This is a genomic window from Flavobacterium sp. GNP011, from assembly GCF_056428925.1.
The window spans coordinates 358518-381503 of record NZ_JBWJVJ010000001.1 but is presented as its reverse complement, the minus strand read 5'-3'; the positions used below and the strand labels follow the sequence as shown (position 1 = coordinate 381503).

Here is a 22986-nt window from a genome sequence, read left to right as displayed (position 1 = left end):
GTCATGCTAGAAAATCAATTAGTTCCTCAAGAAAATACTTCTTTGATTGACAAAGATGGAAATGTAAACTTAGCGACAATTACTGAAGCTGATGCAAATAATTACAAATCTATTTCGAATCAGTTAAATGAAAACGATGCCAATTCGATTCTAAATTACGGTGCGGAAATTCAAAATTCGATTGCAAAACAAAGTGATACTTTTTTAACCAATGTTAGAACATATAATTCTGGTGAAGTAGGAACTTTAATTAACGATTTGTTGACAGAATTAAATTATGTAGATGTAGATCAGCTTGATCAGGGACCGTTTAAAAAGTTCCTTTCTAAAATTCCATTGCTGAATAAATTAGTGGTTGATGTAAAAAAGTTGTTTCAACAATACGATAAGATTACTGTAAATATTGATAAAATCAGTAATAAAGTAAAAGCAGGAATGATTAACTCGGTTAAGGATAACAGTGCTCTTCAAACCATGTTTGACGGCAATGTGGGACTTATTCATGAGATGGAAAAACATATTATTGCAGGTCAGATTCGATTTAAAGAATTAAGCGAAGATCTTGCTGTGATGGAATCAAATCCTGCGCAGTATCAGGATTATCAAATAGCTGATAAAAGAAATTTTATCAATCGTCTGGACAAACGTCTTGCGGATATGAAAATAGTGCGTTTCATCATGCTACAGTCTTTGGCTCAAATTCGTGTTGTTCAAAACAACAACACATCAATTGCAGAAAAAGCGCAGTCTATCCTTACTACAACAATGCCTGTATGGAAAAACCAGCTTACCCTTGCAGTGGCACTTCAAAGACAAAAACAAAACATTGAAATTCAAAGAAAAGTATCCGAAACCACGAATACTATTTTGCAGAAAAATGCTGAGATGTTGAAACAAAACAGTATTGAAGTGGCTAAAGAAAATGAAAACACAATAGTGTCTTTAGAGACTTTAAAAATGACAACAAAATCATTAATAGACACTTTAACCGAGGTAAAACAAATTCACGATCAAGGCACAGAAACAAGAAGACAGCTTGATGCTGGATTACAAAGCCTTGAAGCAGAATTAAAAAAAGGGGTTATAAGTTAATATAGTGTAAGGAAATAATTGAATGCAAGAGGAAGAGGAAAGGTACGTTCAAATAATAAAAGATAGTAACCGAAAGCTGGTGGTTTTAAAATTGTTGTCCAATTTCTTTAACCACAAGGATTTTGTTGGCGTTTTGGTAAGAACAAAAGTCATTCATTCTCTTTTTCAAAAAAACCAGACATTAGACATAAATAAATTAGAATTATTTCACATACAATTTACCAGCAGCCTCATTGATTTGTTTCAAAAAATCAAAAAATCAAAAGAGCAGCAGTACACTCTTATTTCAGACGAAATTTACATCAACAAGGATATTATTTCGAAACTGAAATCTGAAATTGGAGAAGATAAATTCACTGAGAAGTCAAAAGAACATGCTCAAAGAATGTCCAAAAAAATTGAACAGCTGTATCAAATTTTGGCATCAGATAACCAAAGTATTTTTGATTGGAATGAAATCATGTCTTTTTCAGATGCAATAAAATCTGAATTTTATAGGGAAATAAATATTGAACAGTATGAAAAAGTAACTGCCGTTAATAGGAAATTCTATGAAAATAAGCATGTTAGATTTGAGAAAAAGCTCTTAGGTAGATTGAATATATTGAAGTTTAAAATTAAGTTTTTGTGTGGTTTAGTCTGTAATAATGAAATCATCGAAGTGTATGAATTTAGAGACTCTAATGATAAGTTCGTTTTTGTAGGGAATGAAAAGTCTTTTTATTTCATTGAAAATAATATTGAAAAAGAAGTCAATCTTTCTAAAAATAATTCTGCCAAAGGCGAAATTATTGCACAATTGAATGATAAGAATGCAATGTTAGAATTAGAGTTAAGCACTATTAAAACATCTCTTCCTGAAAGTGTAAAAGAGGTATTAAAAGATTATTTAAATAAAATTTCATCTGTAGACTTTTTAGAAGATCTACAAAATGTTGATGAGCAGACCAATATTTTAAAAACAATGTTGAATATTAATATTAATTAAAGACAAATAGAATGGCGATTAATTTAGAAAAAGGTCAAAGACAAAGTATAGATGCACCAAAATTTACTGTTGGACTTGGCTGGGACAGTAACTCAAGCATTACAGGAGAAGGTTTTGATCTAGATGCTTCGGTTTTTTTAGTTGGTGCTAATGGTAAAATCCCAAATGATAATCATTTTGTTTATTATAATAACTTGAAATCACCTGATGGAGCTGTAACGCATACAGGAGATAATTTAACGGGTGCCGGAGATGGCGATGATGAAAAAATTCAAATTGATTTGTCTAACATATCTCCTGATGTAAATGAAATTTCATTTGTGGTAACGATTCACCATGCAGATACGAGAAGACAAAATTTTGGTCAGGTTAGAAATTCATACATCAGAATTTTAGATCAAGCAAATGTTGAATTAGTAAAGTATGAGCTAGATGAAGATTTTTCCATTGAAACAGCAGTTGAATTTGGAAGAATTTATAAAAGAAATAATGAGTGGAAATTTGAAGCAGTAGGAATTGGAATGAAAGGTGGTTTGCAAGATTATTTAAATAAATATAACTAATTAAAACCTGATAAAAAACAATGGCAATTAACTTAACAAAAGGGCAAAAGATTGATTTAAGAAAATCAAGCGGTGAATCATTAACAAATTTCTGCGTAGGTGTAAACTGGGGAGCAATTGAAACAAAAGGATTCTTAGGATTATCAAAAAATGTAACAGAAATTGATTTGGATTTGAGTTGCATTTTAATTGATGACCAAAATAAACTTTGTGATCATTTGTATTCTCCTTTATACAGAGTAGAAGTATTACAGCAATTTGGCCTTCCAAAAGGTAAATTATTGAGTGTTGATGGCGCACTAAAACACACCGGTGATGACCTTGCAGGTGATACAGGTGGAGATGACGGTTTAGATAATGAAATCATTACCGTTGACCTTTCAAAAGTTGATGCTAAAGTAACTCAGATATTTTTCTTTTTAAACAATGCAGGAAAAGAAGATTTCTCTCAAATTCCGTATGCAAAAATCCGAATGTATGAAGGTACTCCAACAAGAGTGGTTTCAGAATTTGCATCTTACAATGTTTCTGCTGATCGTCAGTACGTAAACAAGCGCTCCATCATTATGGGTAAATTATACAAACGTAATGGGGAATGGAAATTCAGTGCTATTGGTGACCCTACAGATGATACCTTTTTAGGTCAGACTATTCATAAAATTGTTCAGTCTTACCTATAATGGAAATCAAAAACATCGAAGGACTAAGAGTCTCTCAGATTAGAGACATGGTTCAGCAAGGAGGAAAATTTGTTATTTTTCCATATACGATATCATTTATATTAATGACTTTAAAAAGAAGTTCTGATATTTATTTCATCAAAGCTGATGAAAATACATTTAAGTATTCTTACGGATATGTTTTTCTGAACTTAATTGTTGGCTGGTGGGGAATACCATGGGGGCCAATTTACACTATTGGTGCAGTTTACCATCATATTGTAGGAGGAAAAGATTTAACTCAAGAGGTTATGAGTCACTTAACACAACACGACCCAGAAGCAAACACAAATACGTATAATATCAATGGTTTTGAAAGCTATAATCAGGCAAGCACTACTAGTGAAACCCCAACTTATAATATTCCTGTTTAATAAATTATTACCATGAGAAGACTGCCTGTATATTTAGTATTAGACACATCCGGTTCTATGACCGGAGAGCCTATCGAAGCTGTGAAAAATGGTGTTCAAATGATGATCAGTTCATTAAGACAAAATCCGCAGGCTATTGAAACTGCTTTTTTAAGTGTTATTACTTTCGATACTACAGCACAGCAAATTATTCCGTTAACCGATTTGGCTTCTTTTCAAATGGTCGATCTTAAAGCAATAGGCGTAACTGCATTGGGAGAAGCATTAAGATTATTGGCTCATAAAATAGAAACAGAAGTTGCCAAAACAACTACAGAACAAAAAGGCGACTGGAAACCCTTAGTATTTATAATGACTGACGGAATCCCAACAGATAATTGGGAAAGTGGTCTAAATGAATTTAAGAAAGTAAAAACCGCTTATACAGTTGCATGCGCAGCGGGAGGTGGTGCTGATACTGCTATTTTGAAACAAATTACGGATAATGTAGTAAGTCTTGACACAGCTGATAGTGCCAGCATAGGAAAGTTTTTTCAATGGGTAACCGCTTCTATTGGAGTAACTTCAACAAAAGTTGAAGATTCAGGAAAAGAATTTACAAATTTAAAAGAATTACCTCCGCCACCATCAGAATTAAACATAGTAGTTTAAGTTTTGAGAAGGCGGAGTTTATATTACCGTTTTAATTAAATACACTTTTGAGTATTACATCTTTTTAAGGATGTTATGCTATAAAACAAGCATGCTTTCAAATTATAAAACACATTTGAAAGTTAAGTAATTTCATTGTTATAACATTTTTAAAAGTAATATGAGAAGACTACCAGTATATTTTTTATTAGATACTTCGGGTTCTATGTATGGCGAACCCATACAGGCATTGAATAACGCTCTGAGCGGTATGATCAACACATTACGATCAGATGCCCAGGCCTTAGATTCATTATGGATCAGTATCATAACTTATGATCGTGAAGTAAAAGAAATAGTACCATTGACTGAACTGGTAAACTTTCAACTTCCTGAAATTACTTGTCCGCAAAGTGGTCCTACAAATACTGGAGCAGGTCTTGATTTTGTTATTCAAAAAGTAAATAAAGAGGTCATTAAAGGGTCTGAAACTCAAAAAGGTGATTGGAAACCATTACTTTTTGTTTTTACAGACGGAAAACCATCAGATATTCAGCTTTACAGACAAAAAACTCAGGAAATACGCAATATGAGTTTTGGTGCAGTGGTAGGCTGCGCCGCTGGACATATGGCTAACGATGAAATTTTAAAAGAATTAAGCGATAATGTTGTGCATTTAGCATCTGCTGATAGTTCAACATTAAAACAATTTTTTAAATGGGTTTCTGAAACAATTGAACAAGGAAATAAAAGCCAAGGAACAGGAGAAAGTGTAACATTACCACCTCCTCCGAGCGAAATAACAATAGTGATCTAATGGAAGTACTCTCAATTATAATATCTGTTATTGGTCTAATTGTGCACCTAATCCAGAAAGCCGATAATTCATCATACGGCAGTAGCAGCACAAATTCTTATACGGATTCAACTTACCAGGTTGTTCCTGAACTTACAGAAGCAGAAAAATTAGACAACATGAATATTGACAGTTTGAACATTTGTTATAAAACTGCCGGAATTAATAATTTTTCAATTGAAAATGCCAGACGCACTCTGCTAAATCATTTTATACAAAATGATTTTTATATAGATGATATTATTACACGACACAATTGCATCTATATAAAAGTAATGCATGCTATTCCTTATAATGATGGGAATAAATGTTATGGGGCCTCTTTTTCAATCAATTTTATGACCGTAAACAATGGTGTCTCTGTATATGGTTCTAAAAAAACAAATATTACTGAAGAAATTGTTTTTAAAGAAATTGCAAACGAATTATTAAAAGCTGTTTCATAAATGAATATTATAAAAATTTTTATTCAGATTTTGATTGTAGGTCTGTTTTTGTATTCCAAATTATTGCCTTACAAAGACAAATTAAATTCGCAATACCGCAGCATTTTTGATTTTTTCAATAGTGTTTACTCTCCCATATTCAATTTTTTAAAAACAATAATAAAACCTTTTCAAGTTGGAGTTGGATTAGCTGTTGATATGACCCAGATTGTACTTCTAATTATTTTTTTAATGCTATTAAATTTCCTTTAAAATGAGAAGATTACCTATATATTTTCTGATCGATATTTCGGAGTCAATGGTTGGAGAGCCAATTCAGCAGGTTGAAGAAGGATTGGCAACCATAATTCAGGCTTTAAAAACAGACCCACATGCACTTGAAACCGTTTTTGTTTCAATCATAGTATTTGCAGGTCAGCCTAAAACATTAGTTCCTCTTCAGGAAATCGTAAGCTTTTATCCACCAAAATTCCCAATTGGCAGCGGTACTTCTTTAAGCAAAGGTTTAGGACATTTAATGTATGAATTAAGGACTAATATCGTTAAGACAACGTATGAGGTAAAAGGCGATTGGAAACCTATTGTTTTCTTATTTACCGACGGAGTTCCTACAGATGATAGTCAGGCAGTAATAAACGAATGGAAACGAAACTGGCAAAGAACCGCTAATTTAATTGCAATCTCTTTCGGAAGTGAAACAGATACAAAATTATTAGGCGAGCTTACAGAGAATGTTTTGCATTTTAAAAACACAAATGTGCAGTCATACAAAGAGTTTTTTAAATGGGTTACAGATTCCATAAAAACCAGCAGTATTAGCGTAGAAAATAACTCAAGCGGTTTTGAATTGGCAAAATTAGATGGAGAAACACTTTCGAAAATAGATTTAACAAAAGTTGAACCCAATCGTCAATATGTCGATGATAATTTTGTGGTTTTGAACGGAAAATGTCAAAATACAAAAAGACCGTATTTAATGAAATACCGCAAGACAATTGCGGAGTCTATTTATGCCGGAATTGAATTATCGTCTAAAAATTACAAATTAGTTGGCGCTTATCAGGTTGATAATTCGTATTTTGAATTGGCTGATTCTGGAAATTTTAGTAATAAAGTAAATACAGACGAACTTGTTGGTGGGCCGACTTGTCCTTGCTGTGGCAATCAAATTGCTTTTGCTGTTTGTGTTTGCGGTAAAATACATTGCATTGGCGATGAAAATATAAGTACATGCCCGTGGTGCAACAATCAGGGAAGTTATGGTTGTAGTGACGGTGGCGGATTTGACGTTAACAGAACACAAGGATAATTCATGGAAGAGACTAAGAGATATATTCAGTCTTTTTTATCTCAAAAGAAAATTGACATTTCTTCGGGTAAAACAGTACTTTTTGATGCGTTTATTGCCAATGAAAAAAATATCAATGCAGTAAAAATAATTCAGGAAAACCAAAAAATGATTATGCAGAATTGGATATTGAAAAATAGAATTGATGATATTTTGACTCAGACTGTATTGATCCCAAATGGTACGGTAAATAAAAAGTATCAAGCAACGATTGATTTCAAAGCTTTGGGGTGGAATGATTTTATTTCCTTTGAAATGAAAGGCTTAGAAAATACAGGACTTGAATTTAATGACAACGATGAATTAATCGGAGTTCCTCAAATAAGCGGTGATTTAAAAATAAAGATTTTATTTAGAATCGAAAACGAGGCGGAAGATTCGGTTTTAAATGAAAAAACAATAACACTAATTATAAATCCTGATCCAAAATCGTTGTGGAAAAACCTGGAAAGTGATAAAAATGATCCTTACTGGAAACCGGATAACGAAACTGTTGCGTATAAATTTTTGGATAAAAACATTGTAGTAGCTTCAAAAAGAGGAAGAAGTCATGCCAATGTGGGTTCCTTTCGGGAAGATGATTTTGCGTTTAAAAATCTAGAAAAAATTGGCTGGAGTATTTTGGCCGTTTCCGATGGTGCAGGTTCTGCAAAATTATCAAGAAAAGGTTCGAAAATCGCTTGTGATTCGGTTCTTCACTATTTTGAGGAAAATTTAAAAGTAGAAAGCTTAAAAGAATTTGATCAGGTTTTGGTTGAACATCATACAAAAGCAACTGATGAAACATCAAAAAAAATAAGTCATTTTGTGTATCAAAATCTTTCTAAAGCAGCACATTTTGCACATCAGCAAATTGAAGAATTTGCAATAAATAGCGAAACTGAGCTGAAGAATTGTCATGCAACTTTGATTTTTGCTTTGGTAAAAAAGTATGATTTTGGATATGCCATTTTAACCTTCGGAATTGGTGACTGCCCAATTGGACTATTGAATAAAGATCTCACCGAAATCAAATTAATGAATTGGCTTGATGTAGGCGATTACGGCGGAGGAACACGTTTTATTACCATGCCCGAAATTTTCCAAAGTGATAAATTTTCAACAAGATTTGGTTTTACACTAATTGATGATTTCTCTTATTTAATGCTGATGACAGACGGAATTTACGATCCTAAATTTGTTGTAGAAGCCAATTTGGAAAAAATCGATAAATGGAATGAATTTCTGGAAGATTTAAAAGGGAAAAATGAAGATGGAATCAAAGTAGATTTTGATGAAAACAATACTGAAATAGCAGAACAGCTTTCAATCTGGATGGATTTTTGGAGTCCGGGAAATCATGATGACAGAACCCTTGCAATAATTTATTAAGATATGAGTACAATTACTGTAAAATCAATAAATGACACTGCAAAAACCTATCAGTTTATTGATGACGGTGAGCCTATGCGAGGTGGTGTAAAAGATGTTTATTTTAGTCCTGATAGAAAATATGTTGTTGCTATATTTAGGGAAAAATTAGATTATAATCAAAGAGAAAGGCTTCAAAGAATCACTAATAAATATTTAACTCAGATTCAAAATGGCGATGCTGGTGACTATTATCTGAACGAAGTGTACAGATGGCCGACTGACGTTATTGAGCATAAAGGATTAACGGGGATCATTGTTCCGATTTACGATTCTAAATTTTTCTTTTCAAAAGGATATGAAACCAGCGATTTAATTCATGGAAAAGAAAAGAACGGAAAGTGGTTTGCAGGCTCTAAATTTAGAAATCCAAACTTTCCGCTTCGTGTTGCAAAGTCAGAATTGGGTGATTGGCTGAGTTATTTTCAGGTTTGTGTGAATTTGACTCGCGGTGTGAAAAAGATGCATGCGATGGGTTTGGCGCATTCTGATTTGTCATATAATAACGTTTTGATTGATCCAATCAATAAATCAGCATGTATGATTGATCTGGATGGTTTGGTAGTTCCAGGATTGTTTCCTGCAGAAGTAATAGGAACAGCAGAGTTTATTGCTCCAGAAGTGCTTTCGACGAAACATTTAAACAAAACAGATCCTAATAGGAAACTGCCAAACAGATTAACTGATCTGCATGCCTTACCGGTTTTAATCTATATGTTTTTATTACATAGACATCCATTAAAAGGAGGTAAAGTACACGATTTAGACACAGAAAAAGACGATTTGCTCTCGATGGGAGAAAAGGCAATGTTTATTGAGCATCCAACAGACCCAATGAATAGGCCAAAACTTAATCAGGTTTCAAAGTGGGATTTGCCTTGGGCAGATATTGATAAATTGCCTTATACAATTACCGGCCCGTATTTAAAAACGCTATTTGATAAAGTCTTTATAGATGGATTACACAATCCGATGCAAAGACCAACTGCCGAAGAATGGGAAATTGCACTACTCAAAACAACCGATTTAATGCAGAAGTGTCATAATACATCCTGCGAGCAAAAATGGTATGTTTTTGATAATACGAATACCCCAAGATGTCCTTTTTGTAATACAGCTCACAAGGGTACGCTTCCAGTTTTAGATTTGTATTACCAGTTTCAGGAAACCGTTTGGAAACCTGAGAATCATAGACTTATGGTTTATAACGATCAATACTTGTTTCAATGGCATGTTAATCGTAATATTGCCAGAAATGAAAAGCTGTCAGCAGATCAAAAAGTGCCTGTTGGTTATTTTACATTTCATAATGATAAATGGGTCTTTGTTAATCAAAAATTAACATCATTAAAAGATGTAACAGAAGACAAGGAAATTCCTATTGGAACAATGATTGAGCTTACAGACGGCAAAAAAATCCTGCTTTCTAAAGAAGAAGGCGGTAGAGTTATAGTAATTACAATGGCAAACAAATAAAATAAAAATTAACTATTAAATTAAACAAATGAACAATAATCCAATAGTGTCAGAACACCCATGGCTAATAGTAACCTTTGCAATTTCAATTATTGTAATGCTATTACTTGATTTAGGTATATTTAGTAAAAAAAGTCATGAGGTTACCAACAAAGAAGCAATAACATGGTCAATTGTATGGATTTCTCTTTCTATGCTCTTTAGTGGTTTAGTATATTATTATGCTGGATCAGCAAAATTTTATGAGTTTCAATCTGCCTACTGGATAGAAAAAGCTCTATCTGTTGATAATTTATTTGTATTTATCTTAGTTTTTAAATTTTTTGACGTTGCAAATCAAAACAAACATAAAGTTTTGTTTTGGGGAATTATAGGAGCGTTAATTTTAAGAGCAATATTTATATTCTCAGGTGCATTTTTAATAGAACTCACTTACTTAAACAAACTTTTGAGTCTTGCTGGAATTGAGGGCTTTAAATATGATATCAATTTAATAATGACTGCTTTTGGGTTATTTCTGGTATACGCAGGAATCAAATCTTGGTCTGCTGGTGACGAGGATGAGGATGAGGATTATAACAATACTAGAGGTGCAAAATTAATCAGAAAGTTTTTTAGTGTTTCTGATAAATATGATGGAGATAAATTCTTCACCTACGAAAACGGGAAAAAATTAGCAACACCGCTTTTAGTAGTGGTTGCGGTAATCGAATTTACAGATTTATTATTTGCAGTAGATTCTATTCCAGCAATTTTTGCAATTTCAAACGATCCATTTATCCTTTATACCTCAAATATTTTTGCAATTTTAGGATTAAGAGCTTTGTTTTTCCTTTTAGATAATTTCATTCATTTGTTCAGTAAACTTACGTATGGTTTAGCTTTCATACTTTCATTCATAGGAATAAAAATGATAATTTCTCCTTTTTATCATATAGAATCGATTTACTCATTACTGGTTATTGGTGGTATACTGGTGATATCTGTAATCTTATCTTTATTGTTTCCAGGAAAGGAGGAATAATAATCAAGTCATATATAAATATAAAAAGACCTCTAAATGAGGTCTTTTTATATTTATAATATTACTAGTTTTGGTTTTATATATTTAAAAAAACCTGTAGACTATAAGCGAGAACTATTGAACTTAAAAAAATTTACTCTATATCATTATGTTAAACCTGTGTAAAATAATAAATAGCAAATTTATCAATTAGAATGGCAATGGTTCAAAATCATATCAAGTTCAATATAAACATCTTTAAAACTCATACCAATTGATTTCCTATATAGGGAAAGTGTTCGTTACTTAAAAAGGCTATAATTTATTAAAGTCTTTTAATCTATACCTCAAGACCTACTTAGGATAATTGACTTTACCTACAGTTCTCATAATCCTAACAATTTTAGCCTTTCGGTTATTAATATACGTTGAGGAACTTGTTGCTGAGTACTTACGCGGGTTAGGTAATATTGCAGCTATACCAGCAGCTTGCTTCGGGGTCATGCTTGAAGCTCCTTTTCGGTACCAGTGTTCTGCTGCAGCTTGCGCTCCGTAAACACCATTACCCATTTCTATACTGTTCAGGTAAACCTCCATAATGCGTTCTTTGCCCCATATTAGTTCAATTAAAAGAGTGAAATACGCCTCTAAACCCTTTCGCAAATAACTACGACCTTGCCATAAAAATACATTTTTTGCAGTTTGTTGGGATATGGTACTACCCCCTTTTATACGGCGACCTCTCTCGTTACTTTTATAGGCTTTTTGCATGGCAACAAAATCAAAACCATTGTGTGTCAAGAACGTCCCATCCTCACTAGCAATAACAGCTTTTTGTAAATTCATGGAAATATTCTCAATGGGCTCCCAGTCGTGACTAAAAAAAACTTCCTTGCCAGCAACTTTATTTTCAATTACTCGTATGACCATCAACGGCGTAAAGGGCACAGGAACAAACTTGAAAAAAACCACAAAAAAAAGAGATAGCCCAAAAAACCAAAGCAATACTTTGAGCAAAAACCTACTGATCTTACTGCCAATAGAACTTGTGTTTTTTTTGACGGGTTGTTTGGATTTTTTTGGTGTAATTCGTGTTCCCATTATAGTAAATCTGCTAATTCTGTACCTATTAAACTCCCTATTGCCATACCCATTCCTCCTAAACGCACACCACAATATACGTTGTCAGAAAGAGCCGAAACAATGGGATTCTTACTTGTTCCTATTCCCATGATTCCGCTCCAGCTATGCGCTATTTTAAAATCATGATTTGGCAAAATTACTTCTTTTAAGAGTTGTTCCAATTTTTTTTGTACAATTTCTGTCTGACCAAATTCAGTGGTGTTTTCTGTTGCAAAATCTAGATTTCTGCCACCACCTAATAAAATCCTATTGTCAATATTCCTAAAATAATAATAACCTCGGTCTAAATGAAAAGTACCCCTAATATCTAAATCAGCAATGGGCTCTGTAATTACAACCTGAGCTCTTGCCGGTTGCACCGCATTTTGCGTTAATTTTTGAGCAAAACCATTAGTAGCAAAAAACAATTTTTTAGTACTAAAACTAAACGATCCTAAAGCTACAGTAACCTGGTTTCCAGCGTCATGAAAATCGGTAACCGTTTGTGTGTTAAGGATTAAAATATTCTTTGCTATTGCCTCTTTGAGCAAGGCATGCATCATTTTACCGGTATCAATTTGTGCCTCAAAAGGATTAAAAATCAAGTATTCGTGTATTCCTTTAAACCCAAAACGATCTATTTCTTTTGCAAAAACATCCGATTTAAATAAAGGTTTTAAAACATCATTCACAAAAGGGAGTTTCGCCATACAGTCCTGAAAAACATCTTGGTCTCCGTCTAGAAAAAGCTCATAACCACCATGAGGTTTAAAATCAATGGCAGCATCCCCAAGTTTGTTTCTCAGTAATTGAAGTCCTTGCCATCTTTTCTGTATCAATTGAACAACTTCTTCCTCTGTGTGTGTTCTTAAATCGTCTATAACCTCCGAAAGACTACCAAAACAAGCAAAACCAGCATTCTTAGTGCTTGCCCCCTGTGGCAAAAACCCTTTTTCAAGAACTAATATCTTGCTGTCTGGAAACCTTTCGCGCAAGCGTAAGGCCGCATGCAAGCCCACTATGCCGCTGCCTACAATGGTATAATCTACATTGGTAAACCAGTTTTTCAATTCCCAGTAACTCAAGTCCATTTCGAAATTTTTTATAAAAATAATACTTTTTAGGAGCTAATCCCGCTATCCGTTGCAATCTTTCTAGTCTTACACACATTTCAGAGACCTGAAATACGTGAAAGACTAGAAAGGATTTCCACTACTATCGGGGCTAAAAAACCTTCCTCTACAAGACTAAAATCAGAAAAAAAAGAGCTATTTTTAACATCCTAAAAAAGCAATTTTACTCATGAAAAAAACACTTTTTATATCCTTACTAATGATCAGTTTAAACACAATGGCACAAAATACAATGACTTCAGAATTACTCTGGAAACTAGGTCGAGTAACCCCACTAGGAATCTCCATAGATGGAAAAAATGTGATTTACAAAGTAAGCACACCTTCTGTATCAGACAATAAATCCGAATCAAAAATGTATGCGCTTCCCTTAGAGGGCGGAAATCCTTCTGAAATTAAAGATACAAAAGACATTCTGAAAGACAAAAATATATCGCCAGATGGAAAATACGTGGTGTACCACGAAGAAGTAAAGGTTGAAAAAGTGCACGGAAAAGATTTTTATCCAGAACTTCAAAAATCAGACGTGCAAATCTACGATGGATTGAATTACCGCCATTGGGACACTTGGAATGAAGGCAAATACAACCATGTTTTTTTTAAAGAAAATAAGGATGGTGCATTAGGAATTGACATCCAAGAAGGAGAAAATTTTGATAGTCCACAAAAACCTTTTGGTGGTGACGAAGATTATATTTGGTCGCCAGACAGCAAAAATATTTATTACGTGTGCAAGAAAAAAGCAGGGACTGAATATGCTATTTCTACCAACACCAATATCTTTGAGTACAATCTAGAAACAAAAAAAACTACAAACATAACCGAAGAAAACAAAGGTTATGATACCACTCCACAGTTTTCACCAAGCGGGAATTTAACATGGCTGCAAATGAAACGCGATGGCTATGAAGCGGATAAAAATGATATCGTAGTTCTTTTTAAAGGAATAAAAATAAACCTTACCGCAAATTGGGATGGTACAGTAGATAATTATATGTGGAGTGCTGATGGAAAGAAAGTTTATTTTGTAGCCCCAATTGATGGGACAAAACAGCTTTTTGAAGTGAATTTTCCAGGTGCAACACGCATAGCCATAACCGTTCGTCAACTAACTGAAGGTGATTTTGATGTAAATGATCTTATTGGTTTAACTGGTGAAAACATTCTAGTGACACGCACCGATATGAATCATGCTTCAGAAATATATTCTTATAATTTGAGTAAAAACACTTGGAAACAACTATCGAATGTTAACACCACTACGTACTCCACTTTGGCGCTAAGCAAAACAGAGAAACGATATGTAACCACTACAGATGGTAAAAAAATGTTAGTTTGGGTGGTGCTTCCACCTAATTTTGACTCTTCAAAAAAATATCCAACACTCTTGTATTGCCAAGGCGGACCACAATCTGCATTGACACAATTTTACTCCTACAGATGGAATTTACAATTAATGGCCGCAAATGGCTATATTGTAGTAGCTCCTAATCGTCGTGGCATGCCGGGTCATGGGGTCGCTTGGAATGAGGAAATCAGCAAAGACTGGGGCGGACAGGTTATGGATGATTACCTATCAGCCATTGATGATGTGACCAAAGAAAATTATGTAGACAACACTAGATTAGGATGTGTGGGAGCGAGCTATGGAGGGTATTCTGTTTTTTATTTAGCAGGAATTCACAACAACCGTTTCAAAACATTTATCGCCCACGATGGGGTTTACAATACTCAAAGCATGTTTGGGACAACTGAAGAAGTTTTCTTTAGCAACTGGGATTTTGGTGGAGCATATTGGGAGAAGAACAATACCACTGCTCAAAAAAATTATACCACATTCAACCCTATGAATTTTGTAGAAAAATGGAACAAACCTATTTTAATCATTCAAGGTGGGAAAGACTTTCGTGTACCAATAGGACAAGGACAGGAAGCTTTCCAGGCGGCTCAACTTCGCGGTTTAAAAAGTAGATTTCTATATTTCCCCGAAGAAAATCACTGGGTTTTAAAACCACAAAATGCTTTAGTTTGGCAAACTGAATTTTTCAAATGGCTTAAAGAAACGTTATAAAATAGGTAAACATTGAATCAAAAAATCCCGTCAAAAAAATATTTGACGGGATTTTTTATTGTGATCTAAACAGATTCTTATTCAGGATCGTTCATTTTAAAAGTATCCATAAAAGCAGTAGTATAATCTCCCGCAATGTAGCGTGGATCATCCATCAATTGTCTGTGGAATGGAATGGTAGTTTTTATACCTTCAATTACGAATTCATCTAATGCTCTTCTCATTTTACTAATTGCTTCTTCACGAGATTGAGCAGTAGTAATCAGCTTTGCAATCATAGAATCGTAATTTGGAGGAATTGTATAACCAGAATACACGTGTGTATCTAAGCGTACACCATGTCCGCCTGGCATGTGCAACGTAGTAATTTTTCCTGGTGAAGGGCGAAAATCATTATAAGGATCTTCTGCATTAATACGACACTCAATAGCGTGTAATTGTGGTAAATAGTTTTTACCAGAAATAGGCACACCTGCAGCAACAAGGATTTGCTCTCGTATCAAGTCATAGTCAATTACTTGTTCAGTAATAGGATGTTCTACTTGAATACGCGTATTCATTTCCATAAAGTAGAAGTTACGGTGCTTATCTACTAAGAATTCTACTGTTCCAGCACCTTCATACTTGATAAACTCAGCAGCTTTTACTGCTGCTGCACCCATATCTTGACGCAATTCGTCAGTCATGAAAGGCGAAGGAGTTTCTTCAGTAAGTTTTTGATGACGTCTTTGTACAGAACAATCTCTTTCAGATAAGTGACAGGCTTTACCGTAAGCATCACCCACAACTTGAATTTCGATGTGACGTGGTTCCTCGATTAATTTTTCAAGATACATTCCGTCATTACCAAAAGCTGCAGCCGACTCTTGACGAGCACTTTCCCATGCTTTCAATAAATCTTCTTCTTTCCAAACAGCACGCATTCCTTTTCCACCACCACCGGCAGTTGCTTTTAGCATTACTGGAAATCCGAATTCTCTTGCTAACCCTAATGCTTGCTCATACGATTCTAAAATCCCAACAGAACCTGGAACACATGGAACACCTGCTTCAATCATAGTTGATTTAGCAGAGGCCTTATCTCCCATTCGATCAATCATTTCTGGAGAAGCCCCAATGAATTTGATTCCGTGTTCTTGGCATATCTTTGAAAATTTTGAATTTTCAGATAAAAAACCATACCCTGGATGAATTGCATCTGCGTTTGTAATTTCAGCAGCTGCAATAATATTTGACATTTTTAAGTAAGATAAATTACTTGGAGGAGGTCCTATGCAAACCGCTTCGTCAGCAAATTTCACGTGCAAACTATCAGCATCAGCAGTAGAGTATACTGCAACTGTTTTTATGCCCATTTCTTTACACGTTCTAATAACGCGCAACGCAATCTCACCTCTATTTGCAATTAATATTTTTTTAAACATCTTATTTGAAATTTTAAATGTAAATTTTAAATCTAAGTCCTATTGATTTTCGAAATATTCGATATCAAAAATAATTTTATAATTTAAAATTTCTTTATGATGGATCAACTAAAAATAACGGTTGATCAAACTCAACTGGCGACATATCGTCTACCAATATTTTAACGATCTTACCTGAAACTTCAGACTCAATTTCGTTAAATAATTTCATGGCTTCAATTACACATAAAACATCACCTTTTCCAATTGATTTACCTACTTCAACAAACATTGGTTTGTCTGGTGATGGTTTTCTATAAAAAGTTCCAATAATTGGTGACTTAATAGTAATATAATGCGCGTTTTCTGCAGCTGGAGCTTCTGGAGTTGCTGCAACTGGAGTAATTTGCTGAGGCGCTACTGCCTGAGGAATTGCAGCCTGAGCTGGCATTTGTTGCACGTATGTAGTCTCAGTTACATTTCCTTCTAAAGTGGTTCTAATGGTAATTTTCACATCATCCATTTCTAATTTAACTTCTGCAACACCTGAATTTGCTACAAACTTGATTAGATTTTGAATTTCTTTTAAATCCATGATTATTTGTTTTTAGTTTAAATTTATTTTTTGTCGTAGGCCCATTTCAAATAGATAGATCCCCAAGTGAATCCACCACCAAATGCTGCTAAAATTATGTTATCTCCTTTTTTTAACAAGTGCTCAAAATCATACAAAACTAACGGTAGCGTAGCCGAAGTGGTATTTCCATATTTCTCAATATTCACAAGTACTTTAGAGTCTTCAAGCTCCATTCTGCTTGCTGTAGCGTCAATAATACGTTTATTTGCTTGATGAGGAACCAACCAATCAACATCAGTATTGGTCAAATTATTTCTTTTTAGTATCAATTCACTAGCATCGGCCATATTAGTTACTGCATATTTAAAAACAGTTTTACCATCCTGCACAATACTGTGTTTTTTATCTCTAACTGTTTCAAATGATGTAGGGGTTATAGACCCACCAGCATCTATCTTTAAGAAATCTCTACCTACTCCATCGCTACGCAAATACTCATCTTGCAACCCTAATCCTTCGTAATTAGGTTCAAAAAGTACCGCTCCAGCACCATCACCAAAAATGATACAAGTAGCTCTATCTGTATAATCTACAATAGAAGACATTTTATCTGCACCTATTAACAGTACTTTTTTATATTTTCCTGAGGCTATGTAAGCAGATGCAGTAGACATACCGTATAAAAAACTAGAGCAAGCAGCTTGCAAATCATAAGCAAAAGCATTAGTAGCACCTATTTGCGTGGCTACAAAAACTCCAGTTGAGGCTACAGGCATATCTGGTGTAGCTGATGCTAATATCACCATATCAATTTCAAGAGGATCAATATTAGCTTTTGCTATTAAATCTTGAGCAGCTTTTATAGCTAAAAAAGAGGTTCCTTTATCGGTATCCTTAAGTATTCTTCTTTCTTTAATTCCTGTACGTGAAGTAATCCATTCGTCATTGGTATCAACCATTGTTTCTAATACTTTGTTCGAAAGCACAAAATCAGGTACGTAGGCACCAACAGCGGTTATTGCGGCTGTGATTGTATTCATTGTTGCATTTATTTCAAGTCAAATGTTTCCATTTGAAAATTTTTTAAAAGACGTGAAAATTACAAAAAAATTTTCATTTTTTTCTGAAAGTGTTGCCTTATAATTAGCTCTAATTATAATCAACAAAAAAACTCTCACGATGTGAGAGTTCGAATATCATTTACCGTAATGTATTAAGCAACAGCTACAGATTTATCTATAACAACTTGCCCTCTGTAATACATTTTACCTTCGTGCCAGTATGCTCTGTGGTATAAGTGTGCTTCTCCTGTGATAGGACAAGTTGCAATTTGTGCTACAGTAGCTTTATAATGTGTTCTTCTCTTATCTCTTCTTGTTTTGGAGATTTTTCTCTTAGGATGTGCCATTTTACTATATTATTTATCCGTTAATAGTTGCTTTAATTTGTCCCATCGCGGGTCAATATTTTCTTCTTCTTTAATTTCTGCTTTCTCTTCGCTTACAGCAAGTTCACTTAGTTTTTGCAAAGCTTCTGTTTGCAAAGTACCGTCTTTTACGCCAGGATGAACCCGTCTTAAAGGAACCGACAACACAATCATTTCATAAATATATTGCGCTATATCTATCTCAAACTCTCCGTGAGGAAGTATTAATAACTCCTCATTATCATTGTTAAATTCTTCACCAAAACGAACTATAAGTTTCATTTTTCCTTTTACAGCCAAGTTAAAATCTTCACTGGTCAAGTCACAAGGAACATTTACGTATCCTTTGTGTTTAAAACTTAATTCTAGAAATGTACTTTTTTTATCTAAAACTACATTTACTTTGATATTTGAATCTTGATATTCATTGTAATCAAAGATTTCAAAGAACTTATTATCAATTTGATATTCAAGATTATGTTTCCCTAGCTTCAAACCTATAAAAGGTATCAAATATTCTTTCGTGTTCTTCATTTTAACCACAATTTGACCCTAAACTTCGGGAGTGCAAAGATATAAATTTATTGCAAATCTAATAATCTTATTCACTTTTTTTTGTTCACAACTGTTTTTCTTTTATTCGAAGCGGTTTTTTACTGATTTCGGCATATTGATTTCTTGAATGAAACACATCAATAGCTAAATAAACCGCCTCTTTAAATGAATTGAAATCAGCAACACCTTTTCCCGCAATTTCATAAGCCGTACCGTGATCTGGCGAAGTTCTAATTTTATTTAAACCTGCTGTATAATTTACTCCTTTGCCAAAAGATAATGTTTTAAAAGGTATTAATCCTTGATCATGATAAGTTGCTATTATGGCATCGTATTTCTCATATTGATTGCTTCCAAAAAAACCATCTGCTGAAAAAGGCCCAAAAACAAGTGTTCCTTTATCAAATATTTTTTTCAAAACAGGATTCAAAACTAAGTTTTCCTCATTCCCTATTACTCCGCCATCACCACAGTGAGGATTCAACCCCAACACTGCAATTTTAGGCTTGTTTATACTGAAATCTTGAATTAAAGACTGCTTGATTGTTTCAATCTTTCTAACAATCAACTCCTCAGTTAAATGCGCCGCTACTTCACTCAAAGGAATATGATCTGTAAGTAAACCTACTCTCAAATTATCTTGAACCATCAACATCAATGCATTTCCCTCTAGTTCCTGATTCAAATAATCTGTATGCCCTGGAAATGTAAACTCTTCTGATTGTATGTTAGCTTTATTGATAGGAGCTGTTACTAACACATCAATTCCACCTTCCTTAAGCGCCTTTGTAGCCGCTACAAAAGATTTTACTGAATACTCTCCTGCTTTTCCATCAGATTTACCAAGATTCAACTCAACCCCTTCTTTCCAAACATTTAAAACATTGATTTTTCCATGCACAAGTTGGTCTAATTTATCAATTCCATGCAATAAAGAAGTTGATTGAAATGTTTTTTTTACAAAAGACAACATTTTTACATTTGCAAAAATGACCGGAGTACACATTTCTAACATCCGAGAATCCTCAAATGTTTTCAAAACCACCTCGCTTCCAATACCGTTTAAATCTCCTATAGAAATCCCTACAATTATATTTTCTGCATTTTTCACCATGACTACCGTTATTTATTGCTAATTTTGAAGTGCAAATTTAGTAAAATAAAACAAGAAATGTTTACAGGAATCATAGAAACACTTGGCACCATCCAAGAAATAAGAAAAGAGAATTCTAATGTGCATATTACCATCTGCTCCTCTATAACAAACGAACTTAAAATAGACCAAAGCGTAGCACATAACGGCGTATGCCTGACAGTAGTAGCCATACAAGATGACCGCTACACAGTGACTGCTATAGATGAGACTTTACAAAAAACCAACCTATCTCACTGGAATGGAAACGATATTGTAAACCTGGAACGCGCCATGAAACTTGGTGACAGACTTGACGGACATATTGTACAAGGACATGTTGACCAAGTAGGAACTTGCATTCTTGCTAATGAAACCAACGGGAGCTGGAAATATACGTTTGAATACAACAGTAATTTGAACAATATCACTATTGAAAAAGGATCGATAACAGTAAACGGCGTAAGTTTAACCGTAGTAGATTCACAAAAAGATAGATTTAGCGTTGCTATTATCCCGTACACGTATGAGAATACAAATTTCAACACGTTTAAAGTAGGAACAAAAGTAAATTTAGAATTTGATGTTATTGGCAAATACGTATCCCGGCTTAACGTTATGAAATAAGATCTTAAAAAAGAAAACCTTTAGTAATTTTCTAAAGGTTTTCTTTTTTTACACGATGTACCGTAATGTAATATCCTAAAAAAGCTGCTATTATAACCGCTATAAAAATACAATTATCAATTGGAAATACAGGAGGTGGATCACCTGGCGGCGGTAAAATTGGTGGCTGAGCAGTTGCAAATATTACAAAAGCCAATGAGAATACAAATGAAAGGTGATATTTATTTAAAAGTCGCTTCATATTGATACAAAAATATATAAAAGTTACGACACAAAAAAGAAATTAAACTACATTAACTTGTTTTTTTTATCAATACTATTCCCTTTTTGCAACAAGCACAACATTATCTCACAAAATAGTAATCCAAAATAGTTCGTGAATTTTATTTCAGATTCTGATTTTAAAATAAATTAAATATATTCCCAATTACTTTACCAAGTCCTTAAAACAAAAAAAGCCTCTACATTTCTGTAAAGGCTTGATTTTAAAAGTGGTCCCACCTGTATCTCAATTAATGTATTTACAAGCGCTTATATACAATGCCATGAACTTTCCAGCGCGAAGATAAATAAAAGTACACTACTATACAATGCTATGGATGTGCATGGGTTTGAGCATCATTTGATATAGTAGCTATTATATCTGGAAAAAGTTATTATTTTTTGATGCAGAAAGTAATTTTCTTTATTACTAGTTTATAAAATATTAGTATAAATTAAAAATAAAGCTTCAATTTAGATGACTCCTGAAATTACTTGATCTACTACATCCAGTAAATGAATAGCAGATTGCTGATTTAATCTATCTTTATCAAATGGAGGGTCTTGTCCTCTGTAATTTGTAACTTTTAATAATCTATAACCATGTGTATCTGCTAAATATCGAATATGCGCAGAAACATCATTGTAAACTCTACTGGCACAAATAATAATATCGTAGTTTTGTATTAAAACAAAGTCATTTAATCTATCGTGAAGATTATAGCGCCAAAGATAATCTCCCATGCTTTCAATACCAACTTTAAGACCGCTACACAAGAGGATATCTGAAATTTCTCCTAAGGGTAGTGGGATTGAATATGAATGAGAAGGATTAATATAACGAGTAATTAATTCTTCTCTTAAAATTTTTATTGTTCCCGTTTTACCACAACCATGTGCACCCCATAATTGAATAATAGTCTTTTGCTTCATTTAATATTTTTAAATTGGTTAAATCCTCTTGAATTACTCGCACCTAATTCATAACTTATAAAGTCAATCATCCAACTATATTTCTCTTTTACTTTATCGCTAATATCAGTACTTATTTCCTTTTTGCAAATTGTTAAAACTTCCTGTAGTTTTATGTTTTTATCTTCTAAATCCTGTGCCTGAAATGAGTCATTAAAAAGTCCTTCTATTCCTCCTTTTGACATCATTTCTTTCAAAATTTGATCTGCTAATTCTGAAGTAGATAGTCTGTAATTAAAAGGATTTGTAAAAATTTCTCCTGAATTGTCAATATTCAATATTTTGCTATAATCCCAATTGTTATGTAAATCAGAATTTTTGAAAACATCTAAAAGCTTTTTACTTATTATTACTCTTGGATAGTTTGCTACTTTCGATTCTAAATTATATGCTTCAACTAATCCCCCAGAGAAAATTATATTTTCATCTGAATAATAAGAACCTACTGTAATCGCTCCACGAGTAAAAATACCTTTTTCCAAAAGAAGAATTTGATAACCGCTTATATATTGATAAAAGAACCAAAATTGATCATAAAAATTATACATATTATGTTCATTACCATACTCGAAGGGCACGGACACACATAAACAATCAGAAAATAATCTAGCTTCGATGCATTCTCTAAAATTAAAAACAAACTCATTATTCTCTTTTGGTAGAGCTTTTATAAAACCACCAGCATTATTCATTGCATTAATTAAACTTTCTAATATTTGATGATTACCATTATCATAGTCCTCAATCATTTTAGAAAAACCTAAAATATCTACAAATGCAATTATTTTAGTTGTTGTCATTT

At 33.5% G+C, this 22986-nt stretch carries 25 protein-coding genes; 14 read left to right on the top strand and 11 right to left on the bottom strand.

Annotation, left to right across the window (positions count from 1 at the left end):
• Nucleotides 1-3: 3 nt before the first annotated feature.
• From AC061E_RS01655 to AC061E_RS01600, 12 genes are all read left to right on the top strand, one after another.
• Nucleotides 4-1092, top strand: a complete 1089-nt coding sequence (locus tag AC061E_RS01655) for a toxic anion resistance protein (RefSeq protein WP_478284711.1) — start codon at nt 4-6, stop codon at nt 1090-1092.
• A gap of 22 nt (nt 1093-1114) precedes the next feature.
• Complete coding sequence (locus AC061E_RS01650) at nt 1115-2080, top strand: hypothetical protein (RefSeq protein ID WP_478284710.1); 966 nt, start codon at nt 1115-1117, stop codon at nt 2078-2080.
• Between the two features lie 11 nt (nt 2081-2091).
• Nucleotides 2092-2643, top strand: a complete 552-nt coding sequence (locus AC061E_RS01645) for a TerD family protein (protein WP_478284709.1) — start codon at nt 2092-2094, stop codon at nt 2641-2643.
• A 20-nt stretch (nt 2644-2663) separates the two neighbouring features.
• On the top strand, nt 2664-3323 hold the full coding sequence (locus tag AC061E_RS01640) for a TerD family protein (RefSeq protein WP_315151155.1): 660 nt from the start codon (nt 2664-2666) through the stop codon (nt 3321-3323).
• Entirely contained in the window at nt 3323-3736 is a 414-nt protein-coding gene (locus AC061E_RS01635) for a hypothetical protein (protein WP_478284708.1), read from the top strand. The genes AC061E_RS01640 and AC061E_RS01635 overlap by 1 nt, the downstream gene beginning before the upstream one ends.
• A gap of 12 nt (nt 3737-3748) precedes the next feature.
• Complete coding sequence (locus AC061E_RS01630; protein WP_478284707.1) at nt 3749-4387, top strand: vWA domain-containing protein; 639 nt, start codon at nt 3749-3751, stop codon at nt 4385-4387.
• Nucleotides 4388-4547: 160 nt separating this feature from the next.
• Nucleotides 4548-5183, top strand: coding sequence for a vWA domain-containing protein (locus AC061E_RS01625; RefSeq protein WP_478284706.1), 636 nt, complete (start codon nt 4548-4550; stop codon nt 5181-5183).
• Nucleotides 5183-5668, top strand: a complete 486-nt coding sequence (locus AC061E_RS01620; protein ID WP_478284705.1) for a hypothetical protein — start codon at nt 5183-5185, stop codon at nt 5666-5668. Before AC061E_RS01625 ends, AC061E_RS01620 begins: the two co-directional genes overlap by 1 nt.
• 253 nt (nt 5669-5921) lie before the next feature.
• Nucleotides 5922-6977: a TerY-C metal binding domain-containing protein gene (locus AC061E_RS01615; RefSeq protein WP_478284704.1), complete on the top strand. Its 1056-nt coding sequence runs from the start codon at nt 5922-5924 to the stop codon at nt 6975-6977.
• Nucleotides 6978-6980: 3 nt separating this feature from the next.
• Nucleotides 6981-8387, top strand: a complete 1407-nt coding sequence (locus AC061E_RS01610) for a PP2C family serine/threonine-protein phosphatase (protein ID WP_478284703.1) — start codon at nt 6981-6983, stop codon at nt 8385-8387.
• Nucleotides 8388-8390: 3 nt separating this feature from the next.
• A complete protein-coding gene (locus tag AC061E_RS01605) occupies nt 8391-9902 on the top strand; it encodes a helix-hairpin-helix domain-containing protein (RefSeq protein ID WP_478284702.1) in 1512 nt (503 codons plus the stop codon).
• A gap of 28 nt (nt 9903-9930) precedes the next feature.
• On the top strand, nt 9931-10926 hold the full coding sequence (locus AC061E_RS01600) for a TerC/Alx family metal homeostasis membrane protein (RefSeq protein ID WP_478284701.1): 996 nt from the start codon (nt 9931-9933) through the stop codon (nt 10924-10926).
• Nucleotides 10927-11259: 333 nt separating this feature from the next.
• Here the strand turns inward: AC061E_RS01600 and mtgA are convergent, their stop codons facing one another.
• Together mtgA and AC061E_RS01590 are read right to left on the bottom strand one after the other, a co-directional pair.
• On the bottom strand, nt 11260-12006 hold the full coding sequence (mtgA, locus tag AC061E_RS01595; RefSeq protein ID WP_478284700.1) for a monofunctional biosynthetic peptidoglycan transglycosylase: 747 nt from the start codon (nt 12004-12006) through the stop codon (nt 11260-11262).
• Entirely contained in the window at nt 12006-13118 is a 1113-nt protein-coding gene (locus AC061E_RS01590) for an NAD(P)/FAD-dependent oxidoreductase (RefSeq protein ID WP_478284699.1), read from the bottom strand. The genes mtgA and AC061E_RS01590 overlap by 1 nt, the downstream gene beginning before the upstream one ends.
• A 211-nt stretch (nt 13119-13329) precedes the next feature.
• Here AC061E_RS01590 and AC061E_RS01585 point away from each other — a divergent pair, with 211 nt between their 5' ends.
• Nucleotides 13330-15231, top strand: coding sequence for a S9 family peptidase (locus AC061E_RS01585; protein ID WP_478284698.1), 1902 nt, complete (start codon nt 13330-13332; stop codon nt 15229-15231).
• A 77-nt stretch (nt 15232-15308) separates the two neighbouring features.
• On the opposite strand, the gene accC is transcribed toward AC061E_RS01585, so the two are convergent.
• The 6 genes from accC to pdxA all read right to left on the bottom strand — a co-directional run bounded on the left by accC (nt 15309) and on the right by pdxA (nt 20306).
• Nucleotides 15309-16655, bottom strand: a complete 1347-nt coding sequence (accC, locus tag AC061E_RS01580; protein ID WP_478284697.1) for an acetyl-CoA carboxylase biotin carboxylase subunit — start codon at nt 16653-16655, stop codon at nt 15309-15311.
• Nucleotides 16656-16749: 94 nt separating this feature from the next.
• Complete coding sequence (gene accB / locus AC061E_RS01575; protein ID WP_478284696.1) at nt 16750-17229, bottom strand: acetyl-CoA carboxylase biotin carboxyl carrier protein; 480 nt, start codon at nt 17227-17229, stop codon at nt 16750-16752.
• A 23-nt stretch (nt 17230-17252) separates the two neighbouring features.
• Nucleotides 17253-18251: a beta-ketoacyl-ACP synthase III gene (locus AC061E_RS01570; RefSeq protein WP_230157967.1), complete on the bottom strand. Its 999-nt coding sequence runs from the start codon at nt 18249-18251 to the stop codon at nt 17253-17255.
• 173 nt (nt 18252-18424) lie between these two features.
• Nucleotides 18425-18619 (bottom strand): 50S ribosomal protein L32, encoded by a 195-nt coding sequence (rpmF, locus tag AC061E_RS01565; protein WP_007137315.1) that lies wholly within the window; start codon nt 18617-18619, stop codon nt 18425-18427.
• A gap of 9 nt (nt 18620-18628) precedes the next feature.
• A complete protein-coding gene (locus AC061E_RS01560; protein ID WP_478284695.1) occupies nt 18629-19171 on the bottom strand; it encodes a YceD family protein in 543 nt (180 codons plus the stop codon).
• An 85-nt stretch (nt 19172-19256) separates the two neighbouring features.
• Nucleotides 19257-20306, bottom strand: coding sequence for a 4-hydroxythreonine-4-phosphate dehydrogenase PdxA (gene pdxA / locus AC061E_RS01555; protein WP_478284694.1), 1050 nt, complete (start codon nt 20304-20306; stop codon nt 19257-19259).
• Nucleotides 20307-20363: 57 nt separating this feature from the next.
• On the opposite strand from pdxA, the gene AC061E_RS01550 reads away from it, so the two are divergent.
• Complete coding sequence (locus AC061E_RS01550) at nt 20364-20951, top strand: riboflavin synthase (RefSeq protein ID WP_478284693.1); 588 nt, start codon at nt 20364-20366, stop codon at nt 20949-20951.
• 31 nt (nt 20952-20982) lie between these two features.
• Here AC061E_RS01550 and AC061E_RS01545 read toward each other — a convergent pair whose 3' ends face one another.
• From AC061E_RS01545 to AC061E_RS01535, 3 genes are all read right to left on the bottom strand, one after another.
• Nucleotides 20983-21192, bottom strand: coding sequence for an Fjoh_0651 family PID-CTERM protein (locus AC061E_RS01545; RefSeq protein ID WP_478284692.1), 210 nt, complete (start codon nt 21190-21192; stop codon nt 20983-20985).
• A gap of 494 nt (nt 21193-21686) precedes the next feature.
• The gene (locus AC061E_RS01540; protein WP_478284691.1) at nt 21687-22145 is read right to left on the bottom strand and encodes a hypothetical protein; all 459 of its coding nucleotides are present in this window, start codon (nt 22143-22145) and stop codon (nt 21687-21689) included.
• On the bottom strand, nt 22142-22984 hold the full coding sequence (locus AC061E_RS01535) for a hypothetical protein (RefSeq protein ID WP_478284690.1): 843 nt from the start codon (nt 22982-22984) through the stop codon (nt 22142-22144). The genes AC061E_RS01540 and AC061E_RS01535 overlap by 4 nt, the downstream gene beginning before the upstream one ends.
• Between the last annotated feature and the right edge of the window lie 2 nt (nt 22985-22986).